We start from the raw sequence: 26459 nt of genomic DNA, 5'->3' as shown, positions 1-26459 counted from the left end.
CGACCGGAGTCGGCGTCGGGCGCGGACGGCGGCGGACCGGCGATGGTCCCCGGTCCGATCTGCGCGGGTCAGAGGGGCCGGAAGGTCCAGCGCAGCTTGACCGACAGTTGATCGCGTACGGGGCGCAGCGCCAGGGTGCCGACCTGGCCGGCGGGGTGCTCCCAGTCGTGGTTCCAGACCACGTAGAGTTCGTTGCCCGGGCGCAGCGTCCAGCGCAGGCGGGAGTTGAGGCCGAGGTTGCGGGATTCGGAGTCGTACTGGAAATAACTCGAGAGCAGCAGATCCGGGTTGAAAGCGTAGACCAGCTTGAGCTGCCACAGGCGCTGAATGAAGTCTCCGGCGGGGAGACTGCCGAAGTTGTTCTCGGCCTCGGCCTCGACCTGGAAAGCGCCACGCGGGCTGGTCCAGCGGAAGTAGGACTCGTACTCCCGCAGGCGTCCACCGTAGAAAGTACCGAACCAGACCCGCCCGCCGATCTGCCAGGCGCGGTGGCGGGATGACTGGGCCTCGACACGGTAGCGGGTGAAAGAATAGCCGCCGGGGGCGATGACGACGCCGGGAGCGATCTCGAAGGGCTGATCCAGGCGCTCGAAAAGGGGCATGACGTTCGCTTCGATGTGTTCGCCGGATTCGGTACGGGCGTTGAAGGGAGCGGAGAACAGTTTCCAGGATTCAGTACGACCCCGGGAGTCGAGTACGAGAGCCCCGTAGAGTTCGAAGAAAAACTGCCGCACCCAACCGAAACGCTTGCCCGTGGGGCGAGGTTGGTAGGCGCCGCCGCCTTGGTACCAACGGGTGCCCGGGCGCGGCAAGAAACCGAGGGCCGGATCGAGACCCCGACCGAATTCCTTGTAGAGCAGATAGGCGTCCCAAAGGTCGTTGGGGTAGTCCACTTTCAGGCCCCAGCCGGATCGCTTGCCGAGGGCTTCGCCGCCCTGGGAAAGAGCGGTCCAGGCACCCACCGAGAAGTTCTTGTCCCCGTGAAAGGTCGAGGTCTGCCAGAGCAGATCGACGCCGTAGAGGGCACGATCGCGCGCGCCGTCCGGATCTCCCCGGGTGACGATGGTTCCGAGGGTCAAGTGGTCGTTGGCGTCGAAGGTGACACGGCCGGCAAAGAGATTGGCGGCGGGAAGGGTCGGCGTGGAGGCGGTCTGGACGTCGAGCAGAGCCACCCCCCAGCGTCCGCTCTGGCCGAGCAGCTTGACTCCCGCGTCGATGGGAACCGGCTGTCCTTCGTGCAGCCCGATGCGCCGGGAAAAGAAGGGGATGAAGTCGGTTCTCAATCCGCTGCCAAAGGAGAAGAGATTCGATCCTTCGAGGAAGAAAGAGCGCTTTTCCGGGAAGAAGAGGGGAAAGCGGGTCAGGTTGACCTGCCGCGTGTCCACCTCGGTCTCGGCGAAGTCCGTATTGACAGTCAGAACCGCGGAGATCTCGGAGGTCAGGTTCCAGGTCACGTCGAGCCCTGCATCACCGGAGAGGTGGCTGGTGTCGGCGGCGAGGTCGCGGTCGGAACGCGCCAGGGCGTAGGGGCTGATGGAAACGCCCCGGCCCTGGCGGAGGCGGTCGACCCCCTCCAGGCGCCCGGCCCGGCGCAGGTCGATCAGTCGCGCATCGAGGGTGGCGGCGGTCCAGCGCAAGGTGAGCCGGTCGCGGGCGACATAGCGTTCCACGTTCAATCCCCAGGAGGGCGCGTGGGGGGTGAAGCGTAGGGTCTGGGCGGGAATGCGGATCTCCGCGGTCCAGCCGTCCGCCGTCCGCCGGACCCGGGCGTCCCAGATGCCGTCCCAGTCGGTGGAGACGCTTTCCGGTCCGGAGATCAGTCCATCGAGGCGCGCCCCGGCGGCGTTGACGCGGAAGAGATAACCACGGCGCTGGTCGCCGAGGGTCTCGAGGACCACGGCGACCGAGTCGTCGCCGTAGAGATCGCCGTCCCTTTGCATCGTGTGGACGGCGATCTTTGCGGGATCGGGGTCACGGCAGGTGAAGGCGACGAAGAGACTGGTTTCATCGGTCAACAATCGCACTTCCGTGGCGTAGACGGTGGGTCGACCGGGTTGGGGATCCTGCTGAACCAACGTGGCGATGACGCCGGCGCCGGCCCAGGCCGGCTCATCGAGGCGGCCGTCGAGCCGGATGGCGCTGCCGTCCGCCGTGCCCGCCACCACCCGCGCCGCATCGCCGGCCCGGGCGGGTGAGGCGGTGGCCGCCAGCAGCAGGGCGAGGGCTCCGACGGTTCGGCCCGGCACGCAAGAGAGCATGGATGAAGATCCCGGGGCCGGAGCCCGGATGAGGGCGGGGGGGCACGCACCCGCAGGTGCGAGGCGGTTCCATCCTAGAGGGATCTTCCCGGCGCAGCAACGGGGCCTGGCGACCGTGCCCGGCTTTGTCGTGGCCGCCAGGGCGCGTTGCCAGGATACTGGAAGGCGAATGGGCGATTGATCTCGACTCGTGTCCCGGCCCGGGAGAGGCTCCGCCCGGGTTTGCAGGCGCACGGTGGTCCACTCGCAGGGACCACCGGTATCGGCAGGAGGCAGCGCCTCTTCGACGGGGGGGCTTTCCGGGCAGGCGTGCCCGCGGGCGACGACGAGGGCGCGGCCACCTCGGCGGTTTCTTCGCCACGGGGATACGGCGACAACCGGCTCGACTCGCGGCCCGCCGGATTCAGCGGGGGCGCAGTATCGCCGCCAGCGCCCGGTGGACCAGGCGCGCGGCGATGTAGGCACTGGCACTGTGGCCCGGCATGGGGCACAACTCCACCACGTCCAGGGCCACGATGCGCCGGGCCTGCGCGACCGCGTCGATCAGCCGGACCACGTCGTACCAGCCCAGGCCGCCGGGCTCGGGGGTACCCGTGGCGGGCAGCAGGGAGGGGTCGAAGGCATCGAGGTCCACAGTCAGGTAGACCGGTTCACCGAGGGAGTCCACCACGGCCGGGATCCAGCTTTCCCGTGGGCGTTCCAGGATTTCGTGGGCGTACCACACCCGCCGTGGATCCAGCCCGGCCAGTTCCGACACGTCGACGGAGCGCAGGCCGACCTGGGAAATGGGGCACCATTGCCGGGCCCGGGCCATCACGCAGGCGTGGTTGAATCGTGAGCCTTCGTACTCTTCGCGGGTGTCGGCATGCGCATCGATCTGCAGCACGTTCAGGCCCTCGAAGCGCCGGGCCGCGGCGCGGATCGCGCCGATACTCACCGAGTGCTCCCCGCCGATGACCACCGGGAAGCGATCTTCCTCGAAGATGGCGCTCACCTCGGCTTCCACCCGGTCCGCCAGGGTCTCGGGATCGGTGTCACAGGGGATCGGCGGCCGGGTGGTGAAGCCCACCGAGTGGGGCTCCCAGCCGGTTTCGATGTCCCACGTTTCGATCGCGCCGGAGGCCTCGAGGAGGGCTGCGGGCCCCTGGTCGGCGCCCTTGCGCCAGGTGCTCGTTCCATCGTAGGGGACGGGTACGATGACCACCCGGGCGGCGGCGGGGTCGCTCTCCTCGGGGGTCAGGTCGAGAAAGGCACCAGGGTGGAAGGTCACGGATCGCTCCCTGTGCGCCTTACTCGAGGTAGGTATAGCCGTCGAGTTGCTGCTTGTAGAACGAGAGCAGGCGGCGCGAATGGGCCGGCGTCATTCTGCCGTCCCGAATCGATGTCTGGCAGTCCCGCATCACGCGGCTGTAGAGATCTTCGGCGTCGTATTGCACGTAACCCAGCACTTGCCGCGACGTGTCGCCCTCCACGGCGTCCTCGAGCCACCAGCTTCCATCGGGCTCGACCTTGATCTGGGCCACGTTGGTATCGCCAAAGAGATTGTGCAGGTCGCCCAGGGCCTCCTGGTAGGCTCCCACGAGAAAGACGCCCAGGTAATAGGGCTCGTCCGAACGTACGGGATGCAGGTCGAGGGTGCCCTGCACGCCGTCGTCGCCGATGAATTTGTCGATCTTGCCGTCGCTGTCGCAGGTGATGTCGGCGATGATGCCGCGGACGGTGGGTTCCTCGCCCAGGCGCTGCAGGGGCACGACCGGGTAGACCTGGGAGATGGCCCAGGAATCGGGCAGCGACTGGAAGAGGGAAAAGTTGCCGAAGTAGATTTCGGAGAGGGCGTCGGGGATGCCCTCCAACTCGGCCGGCACTTCCTCGAGACCGGGCAGGATACTGTTGATCCGCTGCAGGCAGATCCAGTAGAGCCGCTCGGCCAGCCCGCGCATCTCGATCGGCAGGTAACCGAGGCTGAACAGCTCGAGGGCGGAATCGAAGGCGTGGGTCGCATCGTGGAAGTTCTCCGCCACGCGCCCCGGTTCGATGAAGTCGAGGGTGTCGTAGAGGTCCCTAACCGGTTGGGGGACGGCTTCGTAGCGCTTCTCGATTTCCGCCAGGGGTGGGACCTTGCCCGCGGCGCGAGTTACCGAGGCGGTGCCGATCACGTCGAAGACCAGCACGCTTTTGTGGGCCACCATCGCCCGACCCGATTCGCTGACGATGGCCGGCGGGCGCAGCCCCGCCCGTTGGCAGACGGTGGTCAGGCGGTAGACGATGCTCGATGCGTATTCCCAGACGGTGTAGTTGATCGACGGGGCATGGCCCGTCTGGCTGCCGTCGTAGTCCACCCCCAGGCCGCCGCCCACGTCCACGTAGCGCAGGTCGGCGCCCAGTCTGGAGAGTTCTTCGAAGAGCCGGGAGAACTCGTCGATGGCGCCCTTGATCGCCCGGATGTCTTCGATCTGGCTGCCGATGTGGCAGTGGATCAATTGCAGGCGATCGAGCATCCCGCGCTCGCGCAGCAGGTCGACGATTTCCAGCAGCTCCGAGATGAACACACCGAACTTGGCCTTGGTGCCGGCGGACTCCCGCCAGCGCCCGGTGCCCTGGCTGGAGAGCTTGATGCGCACGCCGACGGTGGGACGGACTCCCATCTCGTCTGCCAGGTGGAGCAGCCGGTGCAACTCTTCGCCCGAATCCACGACGGCCACGATACGGCGGCCGAGCTGGGCGGCCATCAGCACGGCCCGGAGGAAACGCTCGCCCTTGAACCCGTTGCAGATGATCAGGCGGTCGTTCTCGCCGGCGGTCATCGCGATGACCGCCAGCAACTCCGGCAGCGACCCCACTTCCAGGCCGAACCCCAGTTCGCGGCTGGTGCGGAACACGCTTTCCACCACGTGGCGTTGTTCGTTGACCTTCGTCGGGTAGACCGCGATGTACTCGCCCTTGTAGTCGTTTTCGGCGATGGCCTTCTGGAAGCAGTCGTGGAGGAAGCGGAGCCGGTCTTCGAGGATGTGGCTGAAACGCAGCAGCACCGGGGGATTGATGCCGCGTTCCCGCAGGCCTTCGACGATTTCGTAGAGATCGGCGGCCTGCCGGCTCTCACCGTCGGGCAGTACGGCCATGTGTCCCTGCCCGTTGACGGTGAAGTAGCCACGGCCCCATTCGTCGATGCGATAGTGCTCGACGGAGCGCTGTACGCTCCAGCCGGACGGCTTCTCGTGGCTGTCGGAACCCATCGGCCTGGCCTCCACGGCTGCCCGCGCCTCAGCGCAGTTCCGCCGCAGGCTGCTCGAAGACGATGTCCACCGGGATGCCGGCCCGGCCCAGGCGCTGAAGATCGGCCTCGAGTTCGGGGCCCATCACGCCGTAGCGTTCGATCAGGGCCTTGGCGCCCTCGTAGTCGCCGTCGCCCTGCAGGACGAGGATCTTCCGGGAGAGAGCATGCATCGCCTCGGTCATTTTGGCCGCGTCGATGCGATAGGTGCCGCTGGCCGCATCCCGGGTGAAGGCCCCCATCTCTTTGAAGAAATTGAATCGCACCAGGTTGGCCCGTCCGTGGGCGCTGGCCGCGCCGAAACGGATCGAGCGGAAGATGCTGGCGATGAAGGTGACGTAGTTGTCCATCAGCGGGCTGTCGCCCAGCTCGCCCATCTCGTGCAGGCGACCGACCATGTACAGGCCGAGCACGTCCGCCTTGCCCTCTTCGAGGGCCGAGGCCTGTTCTTTCATCGCCCGTCGAACCGTGCCCCGCCCGTCAATCGTGTTCTTGATGCCCAGCCCGTGGGCCACCTCGTGGAACATGGTGTTGGCGAAGAAGGCGTCGAAAGTGACGTGCCTGCGCTGGTCTTCGGCGATCAACTCCTCGGCGATGGGGACCAGGATCTTGTCGAACTTGGCCCGCATGGCGTTTTTGAGCTGCAGTCGCCGCGAGCCGCGAGTGAGCTGCACCTCCTCGTCGTTGGGAAGGTTGATGGCGATGGTCTTCGAGCCGGCGTTGCAGTCCCCGGCGTAGAAGAGAACGTCATAGGCGTTGAGTTCCGAGTCGGTGCCGGGCGTTTCCTGCTTGTAGGCGGCATCCACCGGCAGGCCCCGCTGGAGTTCGGGCAGGAAAGCGGAGTAACGCTCCAGGCGCCGGCTCCAGTCCATGTCCTTGACCAGCACATAGGCCTCGAAGGCGGCCTTGTAGCCGAAGAGCTGGTCCTCGTAGGTTTCGATGGGGCCGATGACGATGTCCAGCATGTTGGTCTTCATCTCCATCCAGGCCATGTCCGACGGTTGGTAGAGATCGCTCTCGAGGGCGTCGGCCCTCAGCTCGAGATAACGCCGAAGCTGCTCGTTTTCGGCCAGGGCCGCCGCCTCGCGCAGCTTGGCCGCCGCGACGGAGACTTGATCGTGGAAGAACCGGCTGTAGGGGATGGCTTGCAGGCTGCCGTCGTCGCCGCGACGGACCATCGTGTAGAGGCTGCGCAGCGCCGCGCCCTGCTCTTCGTCCTGAGCGGCGGCCTCTTCGAATTCTTCCCGGGTCATGTCCGCTGGATAGAAATTGGCGCCTGCGGGCTTGGGGCCGATGCCCTCGAGAAAGGGACGGTTGGCGTCGAGGCGGTCCCAGGGGCCGTAGTTGATCTCGGCGAAGCGCCTGAGGCCGGGGTCGTCGATGGAGGCCAGCCACTCGTCCTTCTCGCCCCAGGCCTGGATCCAGAAGGCCTGGTCCATGGCCCGGGCCGCTTCCACCAGCAGGGGCAGCATTTTGCGCTGAGACTCGCTGAGTCGGTTGAAATCGGTGGTCAGGGGGAAGGTCGTGTACTTCGACAAGAGCTTGTCCGCCGCGGGATGCGAGGCGGACTCTCCCGTCCCGCCGGGAGACGAGCAGGAGAGGAGGGAGAGGCAGAGAGTCGCGAGCAGCAGGTAGCGCATGACGTGGAACTCCTTGGGCGCACGGCGGCGCGGCGGGTCGCCGGCAAGCCGGGCGCGGGGAGCCCCTATTCTGAGGCCACCGCGGGCGTTTGCGCTACGACGATCGTCTGCCCCGGCGGTCGGCCGCCTCGAGCGACCGCTTCGACGACCCGGGCGCGCCGGCCTCGCCGCGGCGCAGGGAGTTTCTCGCAGAGCGGGGCATCGACGCCGAGACCCCTTTCGGCGCGGGCAGCGACGCGGAGGCGATCCGCGTGGCACGGCGGGGTTTCAAACGCCTGGTGTGCCCGAAGGGGACCGATGACCCGGCATGGACGCTGATGTTGTAGTCTCCCCATCCGACCGGTGCGAGCCGGGTTCGAGGCGGAGGAGCCCGATGCAGATCGTCCTGATGCGCCATGGCATCGCCATCGACCACGCCGATCCCCACTGTCCCGACGATTTTCACCGGCCGCTGACCGAGCAGGGACGCGAGCGCACCCGGCTGGCGGCCCGTGGGCTGGCCTGGATGGGAGTTCGTCCCGGGGCCATCGTCTCGAGCCCGCTGGTGCGGGCGCAGGAGACGGCCACCATCGTCGCCGAGGAACTGGGCTTCGACCCCGGAAAGGTCGCCACCACCGGTGCCCTGTCCCCGGCGGGAGATCCGGGGCAGCTCCTGGCGGAAGTGCGCGCCCTCGGGGTGGAGTCCGTGCTCTGCACCGGGCACCTGCCCGGCATGGACCTGATCGTCGCGGCGGCCATCGGCAGCGGACGGCGCCCCTTTACCAGCATGAAGAAAGCCGGGGCCGTGTGCATCGAGCTGTTTCCCCGGGGATGGGCCCAGTTGCACTGGCTCTTGCCGCCCCGGGCCTTGCGCCGCCTGGGGGGCGCCCGCCGGCCCTGACCCGTTGCGCGCGACGGGTGTTTCATGACGGGGGGTCAGACGTCGCCGGGTTGACGCTCGACCTGGTAGACCTTGCCGCCGTCCCGGTCGATGGCGCTGAGGCGACCACCGTAGACACAGCCCGTGTCGAGACCCACGGCCCTCCGGCCCAGGTGCAGGCCGAGCGCCGCCCAGTGGCCGAAGAAGATCCGCGTCGAGTCCCAGCTCTCGTGCTGCCGTTCGAACCAGGCGCGATAGTGGGAAGGCGCCTGGTCGGGGGAGCCGGTGTAGGGGAAGACGGGCCGGCGTCGGGACTCGACCATGCGCAGGCGTGTGAGAGTCTGGATCACGAAGGCGTGGCGTTCGGCGGGAGGCAGATTGTCCTTCCACTTGCGGGGCAGGGTGCCGCCGAAGAGCAGCTCGAGGATCGGCTCGCGCAAGGCGCCCGCCAGGGCGGCATGGGCGTCACGGGCCAGGTCCTCGGTTTGCGGGCGACTCCAGCAGGGCAGAACCCCGGCGTGGACCAGCACCTTGTCGCCCTCCACGTAGAGCAGGGGGCGGGCGGTGATCCACTCGATCACGGCGGGCAGGAGTTTGGCGCCGAAACGTGCCGCGAGTTCGTCCCGCCCCTTGCTGCCCCGCAGGTGGTAGCGGGCCAGGATCGCCAACTCGTGGTTGCCCAGGACGGTCACCAGTCGCGAGCCCTGGTCCATGGCCCAGCGCAGCACACCGCTGGAGTTGGGGCCACGGTTGACCAGGTCGCCGACCTGCCAGAGGCGGTCGGTGGCGCCCATCGGCAAGCGGCCGAGCAGGGCGTCGAGGCTCGCCGCGCAGCCATGGATATCGCCGATCACAAAGGTTGCCATGGGGCGATACGTTAACATTCACCGGGCGCGGCGGCCCCCGTTCCCGGCGCCCGGAGAGGAACGACACGTGGAACACAGGCCCCCCCAGGGCACCTTCGCAGCCATCGACCTGGGCTCCAACAGCTTTCACATGCTCATCGCGCGGGTGGTGGACGGTGAAATCACCCCCGTCGATCGTCTGCGGGAGTGGGTTCAACTCGGCGCGGGCCTCGACGAGAAGAACCGGCTGCGGCCCGAGGCGGAAAGGCGCGCGCTGGCTTGCCTGCAGCGCTTCGGCCAGCGCCTGCAGGATCACCCCGCTTCGGCGGTGCGGGCCGTGGGCACCAACGCTTTGCGCAAGGCGCGCAACGCGGAGGGCTTCCTGGACCGGGCCCGCCAGGCCCTCGGCCACCCGATCAAGATCATCCCCGGCAGCGAGGAGGCGCGACTGATCTACCTCGGTGTGGCGCACTCGTTCTACGACGATGCCCATCGCCGCTTGATCGTGGACATCGGCGGCGGTAGCACAGAGTGCATCCTGGGCACGGGCTACGACGTGGAGCGCACGGCGAGTCTCTACATGGGCTGTGTCTCTTTCACCGAGGCCTACTTCCCCGGGGGCAAGATCCGGCCCCAGCGCATGAAGAAGGCTGTCATCGCGGCGCGGTTGGAAATGCAGAACATCGAGCGGGACTTCCTGGACCGACCCTGGAGTCGCGCCATCGGGGCTTCGGGAACGATTCTCGCCATCGAGGAGGTGTTGCGCCGGGCCGGATGGACCGACCGGGGTGTCAGTCGGGAAGGGCTGGAAAAGCTGCGCGAAGCCCTGCTGGCGGCGGGGCAGGCGGAGCAGGTGCGTCTGCCCGGACTGCGGGCGGACCGGGCGGCGGTGCTCCCCGGGGGCGTGGCGATCCTGCTGGCGATCTTCGAGAGCCTGGGCCTCGAAGAAATGCTCACTTCTCACGGCGCTCTGCGGGAGGGTCTGCTCTACGACCTGGTGGGTCGGCTGAGCGACGAGGACGTGCGGGAGCGCACCATCGAGCGTTTCATGGAGCGCTACCGAGTCGATCGCGAGCAGGCCGGACGCGTCGATCGCACGGCCCAGGATCTGCTCGGCCAGGTGCTCGAGGCCTGGCAGCTCGACGAGGCCTACGCCCGCCGCAACCTGCGCTGGGCGGCGAGCCTGCACGAGATCGGCCTGGCCGTCTCCCACAGCGGCTTCCACAAGCACGGGGCTTACCTGGTGGCGCACTCCGACATGGCGGGCTTTTCCCTCGGGGGGCAGCAGACCCTTTCGACTTTGATTCGGGGTCATCGGCGTAAGCTCACGCCGGCGATCTTCGAGCCGCTCCAGCCCTCCAGGGCCCAGCGAGCCCTCAGGCTCTGCCTGCTGCTGCGCCTGGCGGTGCTGCTCAATCGCTCCCGCACCTCGCGCCCCCTGCCTCCCATCCGCCTCAAGGTCCGCAAGAAAGGGCTCCGCCTGGCCTTCCCCGAGGGTTGGCTCGAGGGGCATCCCCTGGTGCAGGCCGACCTGGAGCAGGAGGTCCGCGCCTGGGCGGCGCTGGATCTGCACCTGGAGTACCGCTGAAGAGCGCGCCCCCGGGAGCTTGTGCTAAGTTCTGGCGGTCTTGCGGGACCTGCGGCCCGGAAGGGAGGCTGGAGATGGCGCCGATTCACGACCATGTGCTCTCGCTGGTGGGGACCACCCCCCTGGTCCGGCTCAACCGGGTCACCGAAGGGGTGAAACCCGAGATCCTGGCCAAGGTGGAGAGCTTCAATCCCGGTGGCAGCATCAAGGACCGCATCGGCATCGCGATGATCGAGGCGGCGGAGGAGTCGGGTGCGCTGAAGCCCGGCGGCACCGTGGTCGAGGCCACCGCCGGCAACACGGGAGTCGGCCTGGCGCTCGTCTCGGCGATCAAGGGTTACCGTTGCATCTTCGTTCTGCCGGACAAGATGAGTGATGACAAGGTGCGCCTGCTCGAGGCCTACGGTGCCGAGATCGTTCGCACCCCTTCGGATGTTTCCCATGACTCCCCCGAGCACTACTCCCGGGTGGCCGCCCGCATCGCCCGGGAAACTCCGGGGGCCTGGCTGGCGGACCAGTTCGAAAACCCGGTCAACGTCCAGGCCCACTACCGGGGCACGGCGCCGGAGATCTGGAAGGACACGGAGGGCAAGCTGGACGCCTTCGTCGGCGGCATGGGGACCACCGGGACGATGATGGGTGTCGCCCGCTATCTCAAGGAGCGCAACCCCGGCATTCGCGTGGTGGCGGCCGACCCCCCCGGCTCGGTGTTCGGTGGGGGCGAGGTCGGCGGCTACCTTGTGGAAGGCATCGGCAACGATCACCACCCCGGGATCTACGATCCCGACCTGGTGGACGACTTCATCTATGTTCCCGACGCCCGGGCCTTTCACCTGGCCCGGAGGCTGGCCCGGGAGGAGGGGCTGATGGTGGGCGGCTCTGCGGGTACGGCCCTCGGCGCGGCTCTCGAAATCGCCCGGGACATGGACGAAGGCCAGCGGATCGTGGTGATGTTCGCCGACACGGGGCGCAATTACCTGGGGAAGGTCTTCAACGACACGTGGATCCACGAACAGGGGCTGGAGGAAGAGGCATGAGGCCCAGGCGCTTTGCAACGCGGGCGGTCCACGAGGGGCAGCACCCCGACCCCCGCACCGGCGCGGTGAACGTGCCGATCTGGCTGAGCACCACCTTCAAACAGGATGGCATCGGCAACTTCCGCGATGGCTTCGAGTATTCCCGCACGGGCAATCCTTCCCGGCGCTCGCTGGAGGCCACCTTGGCCGGCCTCGAGGGCGGCGCCTTCGGAAGCTGCTTCGCCTCCGGCTCGGCGGCGGCGGCGGCCGTGGCCGACCTGCTGCGCCCCGGTGACCACCTGCTGACCACCATCGACGTCTACGGCGGCACCTTCCGCCTGTTTCGGGACGTCTACGCCAAGTACGGCATCGAGTTCGAGTTTCTCGACACCGCCGACGCCGACGCACTGCTGGCCAGGGTGCGCGACGAGACCCGCATGATCTGGGTCGAGTCGCCGACCAACCCGCTGCTCAACATCCACGACATCCGCAGGCTGGCCCAGGGCAAGCCGGGGGACGTGCTGCTGGTGGTGGACAACACTTTCGCCACCCCCTGCTTCCAGCGGCCCCTGGACCTCGGTGCCCAGATCGTCGTGCACTCCACGACCAAGTACCTCGGCGGTCACAGCGATGTCGTGGGGGGCGCGGTAGTGACCTCGGACCCGGAGATCCACGAGAAGATCGCCTTCTATCAGAACGCCGCCGGAGGCGTGCCCTCGCCCTTCGACTGCTACCTGTTGCAGCGGGGCCTCAAGACTCTCCCCGTACGCATGCAGCGCCACGAGGAGAACGCCCGCCGCGTGGCTGCCTTCCTCGCGGCTCACTCGTCGGTGAAGAAGGTCTACTTCCCCGGTCTACCCGACCACCCGGGGCACGAGATCGCCCGCCGGCAGATGAGCGGCTTTTCCGGCATGGTCTCCTTCGTCATCGAGGGCGGTCGGGCGGCGGTGGACCGTTTCTTCGAGCGCACCGAGCTGTTCACCCTGGCCGAATCACTCGGCGGCGTCGAGTCTCTCTCCTGCCACCCCTACACCATGACCCACGGCACGATCCCCCCTGCCGAGAAAGAGCGTATCGGCATCAGCGAAGACCTGGTGCGCCTGTCGGTGGGTATCGAGGACGCCGAGGACCTGATTGCCGAGCTGGAAACCGCGCTGGGCTGACTCCCCGGGCCTCAGCATGGGCGATCTCATGCGGCTGTTGGGACTTCGGCTTCGTTCACCCGATCTATCCGCCATGCTGCGCACGACGTATAGGTCGCTATTCGTTGGCTGGATAAAGGCAGGGGGAGGTTGTCGCCGGGAGCCTTAAGGAAGTCGTTGAGCAGAACGATACGCCCGCCGGTCGCGTCTTCGGCCTCTCCATACAGGCTCTGATCATCCTATCGCTTGCATCCTTCTCGATTGAGACGCTACCAGAACTCCGGCCCGGCACTCGGCAGCTCCTCAATGTCGTTGAAGTGGGCTGTATCGCGATCTTCACCGGGGAGTGCCTGCCTCGCATCGTAGTGGCGACGCGGGGACTGCGCTTCGCCTTCAGCTTTTTCGGTCTGATCGACCTCGCGGCCATTCTGCCGTTTTACTTGGCCTCCAGCCTCGACTTTCGTTTCCTTCGCGCCTTCCGACTCCTTCGACTCTTTCGAGCGCTCAAGCTTTTCCGCTACAGCAAGGCCATTCAGCGTTTCCAGCGCGCGTTCGTGATCGCGAAGGAGGAGCTGGTTCTCTTCGCTTTTGTAACACTGCTCCTTTTGTACTGCTCGGCTGTTGGAATCTACTACTTCGAAAACGCAGCTCAGCCTGAAGCATTCGCATCAGTCTTTGACGGCTTGTGGTGGGCTGTCGCGACCTTGACGGCCGTGGGCTATGGCGATGTGTACCCCGTGACGGCCGGCGGTCGCCTGTTTACGTTCATCGTGCTCATGGTCGGCCTGGGCGTCGCTGCGGTGCCTACCGGGCTCGTGGCTAGCGCTCTGTCCGAGGCCCGGGAGGAGGAGGGTGCTGGCAACGATGGCTGAAAGCCTTCGAGATGGTACGAACCGGGGATGTACAGCGTGGCCATCTGGTTCCTGTTTGGCAAGCGATGCATCATGAGAGAAGTGGGTATAGCAGGTATATCAATTTAACTTCTTGATCGAAGATTGCAAATAGGTTAATTTCTGTCCGCTCGACTCCTGCAGTGCCGCACCCGAGGGGGGTAGGCATCGGCCGCGCTCGAGGCGTTTGGCGAACAGGCAGAAGCCGGTACGGTTCCGCGTCACAAGCTTGAGAGAGTTGCCGCGTCGATTGAAGAAGACGAATAGCGTGCTGGACAAAGGGTGCTCTTCCAGGACGCCCATGGCCAGCGCAACGAGTCCACCGAAGGGTTTTCGCATATCGACAGGGTCCCGGCAGGCCGGAATGCGGCGGGGCGCCGGCCTGCATTTTTGACGGTGGGTTGACAAGGCTTCTGGATCTGCGTATAACTGCGCCGAGCTTACGAGTTATGCACCCGGGGGCGGGGGGCCGCCGGGGCGGCATTTCATTCTTCCCCGAAGGGGGCGCCATGCGCGTGTTCTTTGCGGTTTTCCTCGTTCTTGTGTCGGCGCCGCTCCTTTTCGCCCAGCAGAGCGCGAGCTACCGGCTCGACGAGCATGTGGTCAACCTGGGTGGCCGTCCGGACGACGGGGTGACGGCGAGTTCGGCGAGCTTCCGGATTTCGCTCGACAGTCTGGGGGAGGCGGTGGTGCGGACAGGTCTGTCGTCATCGTCGTTCCGGATGGACGGTTCGTTCGGCAGTGCGTACCCGCCACCCGAGGAGGTGCTGGGCCTGCGGTTCACGGACAGCACGACATTGGCGTGGAATCCGGAGAAGTCGGTGGGCGTGTACGACGTCTACCGGGACCCGCTCGCCGCGCTTTCGGGAGGTGGCTACGGGACCTGCTGGCAGCAGGATCTCGTGGGCACGACGACGACGGATCCGGACGTGCCGGGGGCGGGGGGAGGCTATTTCTACCTGGTGACGGCGGAAAACCGCCTGGGAGAGGAGGGCACGAAGGGCCGCGACAGCGGTGGGGGTCCCCGTGACGGGGCCGTCTGCCCGTGATGATGAGGAGATGGCGAGATGATTCGATCGGAGAGGCCTGTTGTGAGGATCCCGGCCGTCCTGGCTCTGGTGCTGGGGCTCGCTGCCGGTTTGGCGCTGGCGGCGGATCCGCCGGACCGGATGCATTACCAGGGTGTCTTGCGGGACGCGTCCGACGCTCCGCTCGACGGCGACTACGACATGGTGTTCCGCTTCTGGAGTGCCGATGTGGCCGGTGACGAGATTCTGGTCGACCGACACGTGGCGGTGAATACCCAGGCGGTGACGGTGGCGGGCGGTCTGTTCAGTGTCCAGCTCGGCACGGGAGAGGTGCTCGACGGATCCGGGCCGGGGACGTACACGACGCTCTCGCAGGTGTTTGGCGACTATGGGGACATGTGGCTCGAGGTGCAGGTCGGCTCGGAGACCCTCTCGCCGCGGATCCCGGTGGCTGCGGCGGGGTGGGCGCTGAACGCGGGTCGTCTCGCCGGTCGTCCGGCGGGAGAGTTTCTCGACACGTCGTCGGCCACCCAGACGAAGATGGGCAAGCTGGCTGTCGATGCGACCGGGCAGGCGAGCTACGGGATCGAGGGTGCGGGCGACACGGCCGGCGGGTGGTTTCGCGACGCCGACGGCAGCGGCTATGCGTATGTGGGCATCGGTGACGTCGGAATCGAGGGCCATGGGGCCTTCAGGGGCGGTTTTTTTTCGGATAGCGACAGCAGCGGGTACGCGTACGTGGGAAACGGCGACACCGGGATCGTCGCGTATGGAAACATAAGGGGCGGTTCCTTTCACGATCGGGACAGTAGCGGGTACGCGTATGTGGGGACCGGCGACACCGGAATCGAGGCTTATGGAAACACGCGGGGCGGCTACTTCAAGGATCGTGACGGCAGCGGCTACGCGAACGTGGGAATCGGCGACGTCGGAATCCGGGCATATGGAAACGCGCAGGGTGGTTACTTCAAGGATCTCAACCAGAGCGGTTACGCGAACGTGGGAATCGGCGACGTTGGCATCGAGGCGTATGGGACCTTGAGGGGAGGGTACTTCGCGGACAGCAACGGAAGCGGTTACGCGAACGTGGGAACCGGTGACGTTGGCATCGAGGCGTATGGGATCTTGAGGGGGGGGCACTTCTCGGATAGCAACGACACCGGGTACGCGTACGTGGGGAACGGCGACTTCGGAATTCGAGCGTATGGAAGTGACTCCGGCGGCTACTTCAAGAATACGATCAGCAGCGGTTACGCGAACGTGGGTGCTCGCGACGTGGGAATAGAAGCGTACGGCAACTTGCGAGGCGGCTACTTCAAGGACAGCGACAGCAGCGGGTACGCGTATGTGGCTATCGGCGATCGCGGGATTCATGCATATGGCAACTTCGCAGGTGGCTATTTCGAGGATCTCAACTCCGGTACGTACCTGGACGCAAGCGTCGGCGCGTCATCGACCAGGGGCAACGGAGCGAAGAACTTCGTCCAGAACCACCCCTACGACCCGACCCGGAAGATCGTCTACACCTCCCTCGAGGGGAACGAGGCGGGGACCTACGTCCGCGGCAGCGCGCGGCTGGTCGATGGCGCGGTGCGGATTCCGCTCGACGAGACGTTCGCCTGGGTGACGAACCCGGACGTCGGGCTGACGGTCCAGCTCACGCCGCGCGGCCGCTCCTGCATCCTGTACGTGACCGCCGTCGGCACGGAGATGCTCGAAGTGTTGAGCGACGATCCGGCTTGCGCCGGCGCCGCCTTCGACTACCTGGTCCAGGGGCTGCGGATCGGCTTCGAGGGGATCCCGGTCGTCCAGCCGAAGGAGGCCGGCGAGGAGGCGCCGATCCCGTCGATGGCTGCGTACCGCGCGCTGGTCGAGCGGCAACCGGAACTCGTCGCGTTCACGCCGCTCGAGCGGTTCCGGTCGATGCCGGCGGTGGCGTTTCCGGAGAAGGTCGCCCCAATCGATCTTTCTCGAGCCCGCGCTCTCGTCGCGGCGATCCACGAGTTCGACCCGGCGGTCGATGCGACTCCCGACCCGGAGGAGCTTGCCGTGACCGCAGAAGGGGCCGATCCTGCGGGGCAAGACACACCCCCGGATGCCGAGGCGCCGGAGCAGCGCACTGTTGGCCCGGTAGAGCGTGGGGCCCGCGCTGCGGCCGTGGTCCCGGTTCCGGAGGATCGGGCCGAGCCGGCATCCCCGCTCCCACCGGGCGCGGTGCTGATGACGGTCACGGGGCCGGTCGAGCCCGGGGTGCTGCTCACGCTCGATTCGGAGCGTTCCGGGTCGTTGCGTACGGCGGCCTCGGCCGCCGATCCGGGCGTGGTCGGTGTCGCAGCGGGCAACTCGGCCGGTGACGGTGCGGCAGAGATCCCCGTGCTGACCTACGGAATTGCAGAGGTCCGCATCGACGCCGGGTACGGATCGATCCGTCCTGGCGATCTGCTCACCAGTTCTCCGACGCCGGGACACGCGATGCGCGCGATCGAGGTCGTCCCGGGGACGCTGGTCGGCAAGGCGATCGATGGGTTGGATACCGGCACGGGCAGGATCCGGGTGCTGCTGATGGCGCGCTGACCGGTATCCGCGCTGGCTCCGTCCCGGTTGCACGCTAGCGGTCGTCGGCTTGTTTCCGTGCACCGTGGTGTGACCTCGTAGCGAGTTCCGAGTGGAGGCGTCTCCAGAGGCGGGAGATCGTCTACTTCCCCGGTCTACCCGACCACCCGGGGCACGAGATCGCCCGTCGGCAGATGAGCGGCTTTTCCGGCATGGTCTCCTTCGTCATCGAGGGCGGTCGGGCGGCGGTGGACCGTTTCTTCGAGCGCATCGAGCCGTTCACCCCGGCCGAATCACTCGGCGGCGTCGAGTCTCTCTCCTGCCGCCCCTACGCCAGGACCCATAGTACGATTCCCGCCGTCGAGAAGCAGCGCATCGCCATCACCGAGGATCGGATTGGCGAGCTGGGGGCCGCGTTGAATGACTATTGGTGCGCTTCTCCGGAGAGACTTCTTCGTGCGCCTCGCAAGCGGCGTCTGACGGGAGCGCGCATCCACCGGATCCTGGGCACTGAGGGGCTGGAGGTCTCGGAGCGGACGGCGCGGACAGGGGGCCGCGAGGTGCACCGAGCGTTGCGGGATCCGCTGGAGCGGGCTTGACTTCCGCTGGCCTGCGCCCTGGGGATGGACGCCGAGGTTGACTTTTTCGAGATCGAGGTGATCGATGAGGCGGCAGGGGCGGGGCAGGCGGCGCGTGTTGCTGGTGCGGGCCTGCCGGCCAGGGCGCTGCTTCAATTGCCGGGTGGGTCAGATTGGGTTTGCCGCGCTCGGAAGGGGACGTAACGGCCAGCGCAGGTCAGGCGGGCGACGCCTCGTAGCCCAGAGAGCGGACTCGGGCACAGAGTTCTTCCACGTCGAGATCCTCGCCCTGGACCCGGGCCTGGGCAGCGGACAGGTCGACCTCGGCCCGGGTCACTCCCGGCGCCTGAGCGAGGGTGCGCTGGACGCTGCCGGCGCAGTGATTGCAGGTCATTCCCTCGATCTTCAAGGTAAGGGTTGCTGGGGGGTTCATCGTCGTCTCCGTCTCTTGTTTCGCCGGGCGTCGCCTGGAGTAGAGGGCGTAGCCCAGCACGCCGACCAGGGCCACGGCGAAGAGCTGATTGACCCAGCTCGGCAGCATGGCCCCGTGGCCGAGCATCTCCCGGGCGGCCAGCTTGCTGACCATCAGGTCGAGCAGCGCGCCGGTCCCCAGGGCAGTCAGGCAAACGCTGGCCAGGTAAACCAGGGCCGTCTTGCGTCCCAGCACCTTCCAGATCGTGGAGATGGTGGCGGCGTTGGTGGCGGGCCCGGTCATCAGGAAGACCAGCGCTGCGCCCGGGGAGATGCCTTTGAGCAGCAGGGCGGCGGCGATGGGTACCGAGCCCGTTGCGCAGACGTAGAGGGGGACGCCGATGACCATCATCGCCAGCATCGCCCCGAGCCCCGTACCGAGGTAGTTCATGAAGAAGTCATTGGGCACCACTGCGGCGATCACCCCGGCCAGGAGCAGGCCGATGATCAGGGCTTGGGCGATGTCTTCGGGCAGCGTGACGAAGCCGTAGCGCAGAGCGCGGTACAGGCGGCCCCGGGAAGCCGCCTCGTCCGAGCAGCAATCGTCGCTGCACGAGGGCGCCTCGTCGTCGGGCGCCTCAACTCCGGTTCGGTCCTCCCTCTCGAGCAGCGAAACGGCGGTTCCACCGAGCAGGCCCGAGACCAGGGCGGCGATGGGACGCACGACCGCCAGCAGGGGGCCGAGCAGGCTGTAGGTGACCAGGATCGAATCCACGCCGGTCTGGGGTGTCGAGATCAGAAAGGATGTGGTCGCTCCGCGGCTGGCGCCGTGGCGCCGAAGAGAGACACCCACAGGAATCACTCCGCAGGAGCACAGGGGCAGGGGAATGCCGAACAGAGAAGCCTTGATGATCGCCCAAAGACCCCGGCCGCCGAGATGGCGCTCGACCACCTCCGGGGGGACGAAGACGGAGAGCAGCCCCGCCACCAGGAAGCCCAGCATCAGGTAGGGCGCCATCTCCGCCAGGCTGGCCCAAGTCTCGACCAGTACGGTCTGTATCCAGGGCATGGTTTTTCGTCTCCAGCAGAACGACGATCCTGGTGGACCGGAGCGCCGTCCTTCCACTCGTTGCGGGAGGGATGCGCTGTGCTCACCACCTCCCCCGCACGAGGCCATTGTCCCAGAAGGTCGTGGTTGTGGCCACGGTCGGGGTGGGCCTCCCGGTTCCGGGTGGCCCATGATAAGCGCTGGCCTGCGGATTGTCGGAAGGGCCGACGACGGCTCTCTGCAGGGGACGGCGCGGCCCCGACGCCAACCTGTTCGGGGACGCCGCTGCAAGGCCGTTCACCGCTGCGCGCCCCGGCATCGGCGCCTTCGTTTTTTTACCAGTTTTTTGCGGACGCTTCCCTCGCTTCCCTCCTGTCCCGGGAAACGGCTCTCTCGATCCCGCCAGGATTCGGCGCGCCATCATCCCCAGTCAGTACGCCGGGAAGCATCTGCTGTTCATGCTGCGGCGAACCCAGGCGGCGTCGATGCCCCCCGGAAGAGCGGTTCAGGTTTGGCAGCGGAGTTCGACCCCCTCAGCCACCCCCTGGTGCGCTGGGACCGACGGGCCCTCGGCAGACAGACCCTGCTGGCGGTGGCCAGCGGCCTCGATGCCAGGGGCGGAACGCGGCTGAACGACGCCCCGGCCTTCGTGTTGGGCGGGTTTCGTGGCATCGCGGCCGGCGGACGGTGCTGGTGGTGACCGACGCCCGGGGAGGCTCCTCTCCGCGATCAGGCGAGGAAGTGCAGCAGTGCCTCGAGGAAGCCGACGTACCGATCTACGTGGCGGTCGTCGAGTCCCACGATGGGCGCACCCCGCTTTCCCGCGACATGACCGGTCTCGCCCAGGAATCGGAAGGGCGGATCCGTAAGATAGGCAACCCGGAGGATTTCAGCGCCATTTATGCCCGGCCTCTCGGCGACCAGGCCGGCAGCTACGACTTCGGATTTCCGCCACGGCCTGGCTCCGACGGCGAGCGGGAGGGCGAGGTCCGGGTACGGGACAGGCGCCTGCGGGTGAAGGCCCGCCGGGGTGACTTTCACGGCAAGGAGCGCGGGGCGAAAGAAACGGGCGCCCCGCAGGACGCCCGTCGCTGAAAACGATCGCTGGCGAATCTCAGTGGCTGGTGAGGAACTTCCGCATGCCTTCGGGGGTCGCTTCCATGGCATCCATGCCCTCGTCCCAATCGGCGGGGCAAACCTGGCCTTCGTGGGTGGCGACGAACTGGAAGGCCTTGAGGGTACGCAGGGCCTCCTTGGCGCTGCGGCCCACGGGCAGGTTGTTGATGGTGGCATGCATCACGGTGCCTTCCGGATCGATCAGGAACAGGCCACGCAGGGCCACGCCCGCGTCCTCGTTGAGCACACCGTAGGAGAAAGAGGCTTCCTTGTTGATGTCGGCCAGCAGCGGGTAGTTGAGGCTGCCGCCGAGGCCGCCGTCCTGCTTGGCGGTCTCGACCCAGGCCTTGTGAACGAACTGGGAGTCGACGGAGATGCCGAGGACCTGGCAGTTGCGCTCTTCAAAGTCCTTGGCGTGCTCGGAGAAGCTGAGCACCTCGGTGGGGCAGACGAAGGTGAAGTCGAGGGGGTAGAAGAGCAGGCAGACCCACTTGCCCTTGTAGTCGGCGAGAGAGAACTTTTTCAGCTCACCGTTGAAGTATCCCTCGAGTTCGAACTCGGGGGCCGGGTTGCCGACGACGTTGTAAGGGACGGGGATCTCGTTAGCTTCCATGTTAGTTTCTCCTGATTTGCGGCGCAGCAAGGGCCCGCGCCGGATGCGTAGGCTGGGAAATCGCCGAGCGCCCGGCGGGACCGGGCTGGCGCAAAATCCATTCTACTCAAATGCCCCCGCGGGGCCACCACGCGGGCTTCGCCCAGGCCGGGCGGGTGCTCTGCGATCGCTCCCCGGGTGATTACGGCTTGGATCGGCGGAGCCTGCGCATGGTGTGGATCGTCCTGGCGGCCTGGTCGATGTCGGTGGTGGGCGCCTGGCAAACGTGGTTTTCGCAGACGTAGATCGTCGGCCGGCCGTCATGGGCCGTGCGGCCGGCGAGGAGGGGTACCTCCGGGCTCCCCTCGGGACCCACGGCCAGCACCATGTTGGGCTGGAAGCCCTGTTCGAGGCGTCGAACGAGGGTTCGCGTGGCAGCGGCGTCGCGGGGGGCGATCACCGCAACCTCCTTGGAAGCGTCGGTGGCGTAGTCCAGGGCCAGCAGCAAGTGGGAGAAGGCCTGGGGGGCGCGACCGATGAAGCGCGGCGTCGAGGCGAAGACCGCGGCCGCGCGCTTGCCGAACTTGGGATCGACCATCAGGTCCGCCAGTCGCAGCAGGTTGCGAGCGGCGACCGAGCGACCGGCCGGGCGCACGTTGTCAGTCTGCTCACCCTTGCGGATCAGCACCGTGCGGTCCTTGCCGTCGGTGGTGAAGTAGTCCCCGGTAGAGGCGGCGAAGAGTTTTTCCTGGCGCGTGCTGAGATCGACGGCGGTCTTCAGCCAGCGGGGGTCGAAGTCGGCCTGGTAGAGCTCGATCAGCGCGTCGACCATGTAGGCATAGTCCTCGAGAAAGCCGCGAATATCGGCCTGGCCGTCCCGGTAGCGGTGGAGCAACCCGCCTTCGGCGTCGCGGCTGTGGGTGAGGATGAAGTTCATCGCCCGCACCGCCTGCTCGATGTAGCGGGCATCGTTCAGTTCCCGCCCCGCCCGGGCCATGGCGGCGATCATCAGGCCGTTCCAGTCGGTGAGGATCTTGTCGTCCAGGTGGGGATGGACGCGCTTCTCCCGCACCTCGAAGAGCTTGCGCAGCGAGGCCTTCAAGCTCTCGCTGCGACCGGTTCGGCGGTGCCCGTCTTTCAGGCTGAGGACGTTGGTGCCGTGCTCGAAATTACCATGTTCGGAGATGGCGAAGTTCTGTTCGAGTTCGGCGAAGGCCTCGTCGCCGACAATTCGCCGCAACTCGTCACGGGTCCAGACATAGAACTTGCCTTCTTCGCCTTCCGAGTCCGCGTCTTCGGCGGAGTAGAATCCGCCTTCGTCGTGGTGCAGGGCCCGCAGGACGTAATCGAGGGTCTCGCGCACCACGAGTTCGTATTCCTGGTCGCCGGTGACCTCCCAGGCGTCGAGGTAGGCCTGCACCAGCGAGGCCTGGTCGTAGAGCATTTTCTCGAAGTGGGGGATCAGCCAGTAGGGGTCGGTGCTGTAACGCGAGAAGCCTCCGCCCAGGTGGTCGTAGATGCCTCCGGCGGCCATGGCGTCGAGGGTCTTGCGTACCATCTGGAGCGCGGACTCGTCGCCCGCACGGCGATGGATCCGCAACAGGAGACGCAGGTCGTCGGAGGCGGGGAACTTCGGCGCTCCGCGGCTGCCGCCGTTGACCGGATCGAATTCGCTCTTCATCGCCTCGAGGAAGGTCCAGAAGAGCCGTTCGTCCAGGTCGCCCGCCCGCTCGCGGCGCTCGGCTTTTTCGATGTGATCGGTGAGTTTCCCGGCGTCCGCGACGATCGCTTCGCGTTTCTCATCCCAGGCCTGTCGGATTTGCGAGAGCAGTGCGAGAAAGCGCGGTTTGGGAAAGTACGTGCCGCCGAAAAAGGGCTTCCCCTCGGGGGTGAGGAACACCGACATGGGCCAGCCGCCCCGCTGACCCATGGCGTGGACCGCGGACATGTAGATCGCGTCGATGTCGGGCCGCTCTTCCCGGTCGACCTTGATCGCCACGAAGTGCCGATTGAGGAAGTCGGCCACCTCTTCGTCCTCGAAGCACTCGCGCTCCATCACATGGCACCAGTGGCAGGTGGAGTAACCCACCGAGAGGAAGATCGGCACCTTGCGGCTGCGGGCTTCGGCGAACGCCTCTTCGCCCCAGGCATGCCACCACACCGGGTTGTCCTTGTGCTGGAGCAGGTAGGGGCTCTTTTCCGAGCCCAGGTGATTGCGGCCCTGGAACATCTTGGCCTCCGAAGCCCTGCCGCCTTCGGCGCAGGCCGGCAGAAAGGCGAGGGCTGCGAGGGCCGGGGCGACCACGCGCAGCAGGGAAGAGTCACGCCGAGCTTTCATGGGGAAGGGGTTTCCTTTGGTGGTGAAGATAACCGGTTGCCAGGGACCGTTATACGTCCTGCTCCCGCGCCCTGCCAGCTCACCGGAGCCGGGCGCGGGGATGTCGAGGCAGTACAATCAGCTCCCGACGGCCGCCAGGAGGTGCAGTATGAAGAAGGTGATGAAGGATCGTGCAGCAGTCGCCATGTTGAGCCTGGGGCTGGTCGTGCCGGCCCTGGCGTCCTCGTCCCGGGTCACCGCCGTTACCGTCTATCCGGCCGGGGCGGAGGTGGTTCGCACTCTGCGCGCCTCCTTGGAGCCCGGGGACCAGGTGATCGTCTTCGAGGGATTACCGTGGGGCATCGATCGAGACTCCCTCCAGGTGGCGGGCAAGGGGCACGGGCTGGTCCTCGGGGCGGTGGATCTCGACGAGGTGGTGCGCGAGCCCCGGGCCAGCGCCGCCTGGCAGGCGGCCGACGCCGAGGTGCGGCGGCTGGAAGCGGAGATCGCCTCCATGGAAGGCGAGGCGGCGGTGGACCAGGAACTCGAAAGCTACCTGCGGGCTCTCAAGGCCACCAGCGCCCAGCGTGCCGCCGAAGAGACAGGCCGGGGAGCGGTGGATCCGGCCTCCGTCCGGCAGGTCTACGCCTTCGTGGCCGAGTCTCTGGGGCAGATCAAGCAGCGGCAGGTCCAGCGCGCCCGGCGCCAGGAAGAACTCCGGCGGGAACTGAAGGTGGCGCGTGCGCGTCGCAAGGCCGCCCAGGGCCGGGGCGACCTGCGGTTTCTCAACGCCGCCGTGCATCTGAGGGCGGAAGCGGCGGGGCCGGCCGAGCTGACCCTGCGCTACCTGGTGCGGGAGGCCTCCTGGCGGCCGGTCTATCGCTTCGCGCTCGATCCCGCGCAGCGGCAGATGACCCTGGCCTACGAGGCCGTGGTGCGCCAATCCACCGGCGAGGACTGGGATGACGTGGCACTGGCGGTCTCCACATCGACGCCCTCGGCGGGCCTGGCGGCACCGCGTCTCGTGAGCTGGTACCTGCGCCGGCGGCCCGTCCATCGGGCGCTGGAAAAGCGTCGGCAAGGCCGCGTCGAAGGGCCTCGAGCGTCTCGCGACGCGACCACGGGGGTCGAGAGCGCGAGGCTCGATGAAGCGCTCGCCGCGCCCGCCCGCATCGAGCCGGCCCAGGTCGACCCTGCAGGCTACGACGTGACCTTCCGCGCCGCCGGCCGGTCGCGCGTGCCCGCCGACAACCGGGATCACCGGGTGGTGCTGCGGCGCGAAGAACTCGACGTGGAACTCTCCCACCTGGTCGCCGCCGAGCTGCGGCAGGGGGCGTTCCTCGTCGCCCGCACCCGTGTGCCCGAGGACTATCCGTTGCTCGCGGGCAAGGCGCGGGTCTACGTCGGTACCACCTTGCTGGGACGTCTCACCCTGGCCGCCCACGCCCCGGGGGAAGAGCTGAAGATCTCCTTCGGAGAGGACAAGCAGGTCAGGGTGAGGCGGCTGCGCCTGCCCGGCAGGCAGTCTTCGTCGGGCTTGACGGGCAAGTATCGCCTGCAGCGCTTCGCCTACCGCACCACCATCGAGAACCCATCGGGTCGGCCGATCGAGGTCGGTGTCGAAGAGCGCATGCCCGTGTCGGAGGACGAGCGCATCCGCGTCGAGCTGGGCGATGGGACCACCGGTGGCTGGGAGAAGGATCCCGAACGGCCCGGTGTGATGACCTGGAAGCTCGAGATCCCGCCCCGCTCCGAAAGGAGCGTCGAGGTGCACTACAGTGTCCGGGCGCCGAAGGATCTGCCATGGCCCCTGTGAAGGCCCCCGCCGTCGGTCACTCCCGCAGCGATCCGTCGGGACGGGTGCGGCGAAGGGCGGCGAGGATGGCGACGATCATCGCACCGATCGACGTGGAAGCCGCCAGCATGAACATCACCACCACCTGGTAGGCCACCGCCTGCAACGGGGGCGAGCCGGCGAGGATCTGGCCGGTCATCATTCCGGGGAGCGAGACGACGCCCGCGGCGGCCATGGCGTTCATCAGGGGCACCAGGCCCGTGCGCACCGCCTCGGTCAAAGGTTCGGCGAGGGCCTCCCTGCGGGTTGCTCCGAAGGCCAGGCGCAGTTCGATCTCGTCCCGCCGGGTGTCGAGATGCCCGAGAAAGCGATCGAGGCAGAGAGAAATCCCGGTCAGCGAGTTGCCGAGGATCATTCCCACCAGGGGAATGACGTAGCGCGGTGCGAACCAGGGATCGGCCCCCACCACCACCTGGGTCACCACGCTGCCCACCAGCAGGGCCGCGGTGGAGATGGCCAGCCACGCGTCCAGGTGTACACCGGGGTAACGATGGCGGGTGCGGGCTACCGCCTCCCGGGCGGCGAAGAGGGTCATGGCCATCAGCAGGCCCACTACCAGCCAGGCCCGGTCGAGGGCGAAGACCCGCTCGAGAACCAGGCCCAGCAGCCCGAGTTGGACGACGGTGCGTAGGGAGACCAGCGCCAGGCGGCGCCCGATGCCGAGGCGCAACAGCAGCGAAAGCAACCCCGCCGCGAGCACCAGCCCGGTGGCGGCGAGCAGGTGGGGCCAGCCCAGTTCGATGGTGGCCGCGCTCATGGCCTGTCGTTTCCGGCGATCACCTGCACCGCCCCATCGGCCAGGCGCAGGCGGCGGTCCGCGTCGGCTCCGAAGCTCTCGTGGTGCAGCACCACCAGCGCCGCATGTCCCGGACGCCGCGCCCAGCGGGTGATCAGCTCCCAGCAGGCCGCACTGCGCTCGGGGTCGACACCCGAGAGGGGCTCGTCGGCCAGCAGCACGGGCGGGTCCCAGAGCAGACCGCGCACCAGGGCCAGTCGGTGGCGCTCGCCTCCCGAAAGGCGACCGGTGGCCCGTTCCAGGTCCAGGTTGTCGAGGCCCACGGCGGTCAGCAGTTCCCGGGCCTTCTTCTCGTCGAAGCGCCGGCCCCGTCCGGCTCGCAGTCCGAAGGGAAAAGCCAGGTTCTCGCGCAGGGTTCCCGCGAGCAGGGGGGCGTCCTGGGCCAGCCAGGTCACCCGGGCCCGCCACTCGGCCAGCCGCCCCGCGGGACCCCACCTGCGGCCGGCCAGGCGGCGCTCGGCCGCCGGCGCCGGGTCGAGGCCCGCCAGGGCGCGCAGGAGGGTCGTCTTGCCCGCCCCCGAAGGCCCCTCGAGCACGGTCAGACTGCTTTCGGCGAGTGTCACCACGGTTTGGCGGAAGAGCACCCGAGACTCACCGATCCGCCCCTCGAGAGGGCCGCATGCAAACCACGCCTCCATGCCGTGCAGCATACCCTC

Annotated in this window: 21 protein-coding genes and 1 pseudogene; 12 read left to right on the top strand and 10 right to left on the bottom strand. The window is 67.4% G+C overall.

Features of this window, described 5'->3' with window-relative positions; genetic code table 11:
- Window positions 1–68 precede the first annotated feature (68 nt).
- The 4 genes from Q9Q40_08410 to Q9Q40_08395 form a co-directional block, all read right to left on the bottom strand.
- Complete coding sequence (locus Q9Q40_08410; protein ID MDQ7007241.1) at window positions 69–2258, bottom strand: DUF5916 domain-containing protein; 2190 nt, start codon at window positions 2256–2258, stop codon at window positions 69–71.
- Window positions 2259–2661: 403 nt separating this feature from the next.
- The gene (speB, locus tag Q9Q40_08405) at window positions 2662–3528 is read right to left on the bottom strand and encodes an agmatinase (protein MDQ7007240.1); all 867 of its coding nucleotides are present in this window, start codon (window positions 3526–3528) and stop codon (window positions 2662–2664) included.
- Window positions 3529–3547: 19 nt separating this feature from the next.
- Window positions 3548–5491: a biosynthetic arginine decarboxylase gene (speA, locus tag Q9Q40_08400; protein MDQ7007239.1), complete on the bottom strand. Its 1944-nt coding sequence runs from the start codon at window positions 5489–5491 to the stop codon at window positions 3548–3550.
- A 28-nt stretch (window positions 5492–5519) separates the two neighbouring features.
- Window positions 5520–7169: a Zn-dependent hydrolase gene (locus tag Q9Q40_08395; protein ID MDQ7007238.1), complete on the bottom strand. Its 1650-nt coding sequence runs from the start codon at window positions 7167–7169 to the stop codon at window positions 5520–5522.
- A gap of 89 nt (window positions 7170–7258) precedes the next feature.
- Here Q9Q40_08395 and Q9Q40_08390 point away from each other — a divergent pair, with 89 nt between their 5' ends.
- Both Q9Q40_08390 and sixA read left to right on the top strand, forming a co-directional pair.
- Window positions 7259–7495, top strand: coding sequence for a hypothetical protein (locus tag Q9Q40_08390; protein MDQ7007237.1), 237 nt, complete (start codon window positions 7259–7261; stop codon window positions 7493–7495).
- A 47-nt stretch (window positions 7496–7542) separates the two neighbouring features.
- Window positions 7543–8049: a phosphohistidine phosphatase SixA gene (gene sixA, locus Q9Q40_08385; GenBank protein MDQ7007236.1), complete on the top strand. Its 507-nt coding sequence runs from the start codon at window positions 7543–7545 to the stop codon at window positions 8047–8049.
- Between the two features lie 35 nt (window positions 8050–8084).
- Here the strand turns inward: sixA and Q9Q40_08380 are convergent, their stop codons facing one another.
- The gene (locus Q9Q40_08380; GenBank protein ID MDQ7007235.1) at window positions 8085–8894 is read right to left on the bottom strand and encodes a symmetrical bis(5'-nucleosyl)-tetraphosphatase; all 810 of its coding nucleotides are present in this window, start codon (window positions 8892–8894) and stop codon (window positions 8085–8087) included.
- A 67-nt stretch (window positions 8895–8961) separates the two neighbouring features.
- Between Q9Q40_08380 and ppx the strand changes: the two genes are divergently transcribed.
- The 7 genes and pseudogenes from ppx to Q9Q40_08345 all read left to right on the top strand — a co-directional run bounded on the left by ppx (window position 8962) and on the right by Q9Q40_08345 (window position 17689).
- A complete protein-coding gene (ppx, locus tag Q9Q40_08375; GenBank protein MDQ7007234.1) occupies window positions 8962–10461 on the top strand; it encodes an exopolyphosphatase in 1500 nt (499 codons plus the stop codon).
- A 74-nt stretch (window positions 10462–10535) separates the two neighbouring features.
- Window positions 10536–11498 carry a pyridoxal-phosphate dependent enzyme gene (locus Q9Q40_08370; GenBank protein ID MDQ7007233.1) on the top strand — a complete coding sequence of 321 codons (963 nt, stop codon included), beginning with the start codon at window positions 10536–10538 and terminating at the stop codon, window positions 11496–11498.
- Window positions 11495–12640 carry a cystathionine gamma-synthase gene (locus Q9Q40_08365; protein MDQ7007232.1) on the top strand — a complete coding sequence of 382 codons (1146 nt, stop codon included), beginning with the start codon at window positions 11495–11497 and terminating at the stop codon, window positions 12638–12640. Before Q9Q40_08370 ends, Q9Q40_08365 begins: the two co-directional genes overlap by 4 nt.
- Window positions 12641–12780: 140 nt before the next feature.
- Window positions 12781–13491 (top strand): annotated as a pseudogene (locus Q9Q40_08360) (ion transporter).
- A 527-nt stretch (window positions 13492–14018) separates the two neighbouring features.
- Window positions 14019–14558 carry a hypothetical protein gene (locus tag Q9Q40_08355; protein MDQ7007231.1) on the top strand — a complete coding sequence of 180 codons (540 nt, stop codon included), beginning with the start codon at window positions 14019–14021 and terminating at the stop codon, window positions 14556–14558.
- 18 nt (window positions 14559–14576) lie between these two features.
- Entirely contained in the window at window positions 14577–17111 is a 2535-nt protein-coding gene (locus Q9Q40_08350) for a hypothetical protein (GenBank protein ID MDQ7007230.1), read from the top strand.
- Between the two features lie 116 nt (window positions 17112–17227).
- Complete coding sequence (locus Q9Q40_08345; GenBank protein ID MDQ7007229.1) at window positions 17228–17689, top strand: PLP-dependent transferase; 462 nt, start codon at window positions 17228–17230, stop codon at window positions 17687–17689.
- A gap of 196 nt (window positions 17690–17885) precedes the next feature.
- Here Q9Q40_08345 and Q9Q40_08340 read toward each other — a convergent pair whose 3' ends face one another.
- On the bottom strand, window positions 17886–19148 hold the full coding sequence (locus Q9Q40_08340; GenBank protein MDQ7007228.1) for an SO_0444 family Cu/Zn efflux transporter: 1263 nt from the start codon (window positions 19146–19148) through the stop codon (window positions 17886–17888).
- A gap of 490 nt (window positions 19149–19638) precedes the next feature.
- Here Q9Q40_08340 and Q9Q40_08335 point away from each other — a divergent pair, with 490 nt between their 5' ends.
- Window positions 19639–19827: a hypothetical protein gene (locus tag Q9Q40_08335; protein MDQ7007227.1), complete on the top strand. Its 189-nt coding sequence runs from the start codon at window positions 19639–19641 to the stop codon at window positions 19825–19827.
- Complete coding sequence (locus tag Q9Q40_08330) at window positions 19821–20222, top strand: hypothetical protein (protein MDQ7007226.1); 402 nt, start codon at window positions 19821–19823, stop codon at window positions 20220–20222. Before Q9Q40_08335 ends, Q9Q40_08330 begins: the two co-directional genes overlap by 7 nt.
- A 19-nt stretch (window positions 20223–20241) precedes the next feature.
- On the opposite strand, the gene Q9Q40_08325 is transcribed toward Q9Q40_08330, so the two are convergent.
- A complete protein-coding gene (locus tag Q9Q40_08325) occupies window positions 20242–20856 on the bottom strand; it encodes a peroxiredoxin (GenBank protein MDQ7007225.1) in 615 nt (204 codons plus the stop codon).
- 181 nt (window positions 20857–21037) lie between these two features.
- Window positions 21038–23173 carry a thioredoxin domain-containing protein gene (locus tag Q9Q40_08320; protein MDQ7007224.1) on the bottom strand — a complete coding sequence of 712 codons (2136 nt, stop codon included), beginning with the start codon at window positions 23171–23173 and terminating at the stop codon, window positions 21038–21040.
- Between the two features lie 148 nt (window positions 23174–23321).
- Here Q9Q40_08320 and Q9Q40_08315 point away from each other — a divergent pair, with 148 nt between their 5' ends.
- Window positions 23322–24968: a DUF4139 domain-containing protein gene (locus Q9Q40_08315; GenBank protein MDQ7007223.1), complete on the top strand. Its 1647-nt coding sequence runs from the start codon at window positions 23322–23324 to the stop codon at window positions 24966–24968.
- Between the two features lie 16 nt (window positions 24969–24984).
- Here Q9Q40_08315 and fetB read toward each other — a convergent pair whose 3' ends face one another.
- Both fetB and Q9Q40_08305 read right to left on the bottom strand, forming a co-directional pair.
- A complete protein-coding gene (fetB, locus tag Q9Q40_08310; GenBank protein ID MDQ7007222.1) occupies window positions 24985–25764 on the bottom strand; it encodes an iron export ABC transporter permease subunit FetB in 780 nt (259 codons plus the stop codon).
- Complete coding sequence (locus Q9Q40_08305) at window positions 25761–26387, bottom strand: ATP-binding cassette domain-containing protein (protein ID MDQ7007221.1); 627 nt, start codon at window positions 26385–26387, stop codon at window positions 25761–25763. The genes fetB and Q9Q40_08305 overlap by 4 nt, the downstream gene beginning before the upstream one ends.
- Window positions 26388–26459 lie beyond the last annotated feature (72 nt).

Source organism: Acidobacteriota bacterium (genome assembly GCA_030949985.1).
GTDB lineage: Bacteria > Acidobacteriota > Polarisedimenticolia > J045 > J045 > JALTMS01.
The sequence above is the reverse complement of the archived record's forward strand: the minus strand, read 5'-3'. Positions and strand labels throughout refer to the sequence as shown.

What these genes read in the sequence shown, in the direction of transcription:
- Q9Q40_08410 (MDQ7007241.1), bottom strand. Translation starts at nt 2,258, where the DNA reads ATGCTCTCTTGCGTGCCGGGCCGAACCGTCGGAGCCCTCGCCCTGCTG.
- speA (MDQ7007239.1), bottom strand. Translation starts at nt 5,491, where the DNA reads ATGGGTTCCGACAGCCACGAGAAGCCGTCCGGCTGGAGCGTACAGCGC.
- Q9Q40_08395 (MDQ7007238.1), bottom strand. Translation starts at nt 7,169, where the DNA reads ATGCGCTACCTGCTGCTCGCGACTCTCTGCCTCTCCCTCCTCTCCTGC.
- sixA (MDQ7007236.1), top strand. Translation starts at nt 7,543, where the DNA reads ATGCAGATCGTCCTGATGCGCCATGGCATCGCCATCGACCACGCCGAT.
- Q9Q40_08380 (MDQ7007235.1), bottom strand. Translation starts at nt 8,894, where the DNA reads ATGGCAACCTTTGTGATCGGCGATATCCATGGCTGCGCGGCGAGCCTC.
- Q9Q40_08370 (MDQ7007233.1), top strand. Translation starts at nt 10,536, where the DNA reads ATGGCGCCGATTCACGACCATGTGCTCTCGCTGGTGGGGACCACCCCC.
- Q9Q40_08365 (MDQ7007232.1), top strand. Translation starts at nt 11,495, where the DNA reads ATGAGGCCCAGGCGCTTTGCAACGCGGGCGGTCCACGAGGGGCAGCAC.
- Q9Q40_08355 (MDQ7007231.1), top strand. Translation starts at nt 14,019, where the DNA reads ATGCGCGTGTTCTTTGCGGTTTTCCTCGTTCTTGTGTCGGCGCCGCTC.
- Q9Q40_08350 (MDQ7007230.1), top strand. Translation starts at nt 14,577, where the DNA reads ATGATTCGATCGGAGAGGCCTGTTGTGAGGATCCCGGCCGTCCTGGCT.
- Q9Q40_08340 (MDQ7007228.1), bottom strand. Translation starts at nt 19,148, where the DNA reads ATGCCCTGGATACAGACCGTACTGGTCGAGACTTGGGCCAGCCTGGCG.
- Q9Q40_08325 (MDQ7007225.1), bottom strand. Translation starts at nt 20,856, where the DNA reads ATGGAAGCTAACGAGATCCCCGTCCCTTACAACGTCGTCGGCAACCCG.
- Q9Q40_08320 (MDQ7007224.1), bottom strand. Translation starts at nt 23,173, where the DNA reads ATGAAAGCTCGGCGTGACTCTTCCCTGCTGCGCGTGGTCGCCCCGGCC.
- Q9Q40_08315 (MDQ7007223.1), top strand. Translation starts at nt 23,322, where the DNA reads ATGAAGAAGGTGATGAAGGATCGTGCAGCAGTCGCCATGTTGAGCCTG.
- fetB (MDQ7007222.1), bottom strand. Translation starts at nt 25,764, where the DNA reads ATGAGCGCGGCCACCATCGAACTGGGCTGGCCCCACCTGCTCGCCGCC.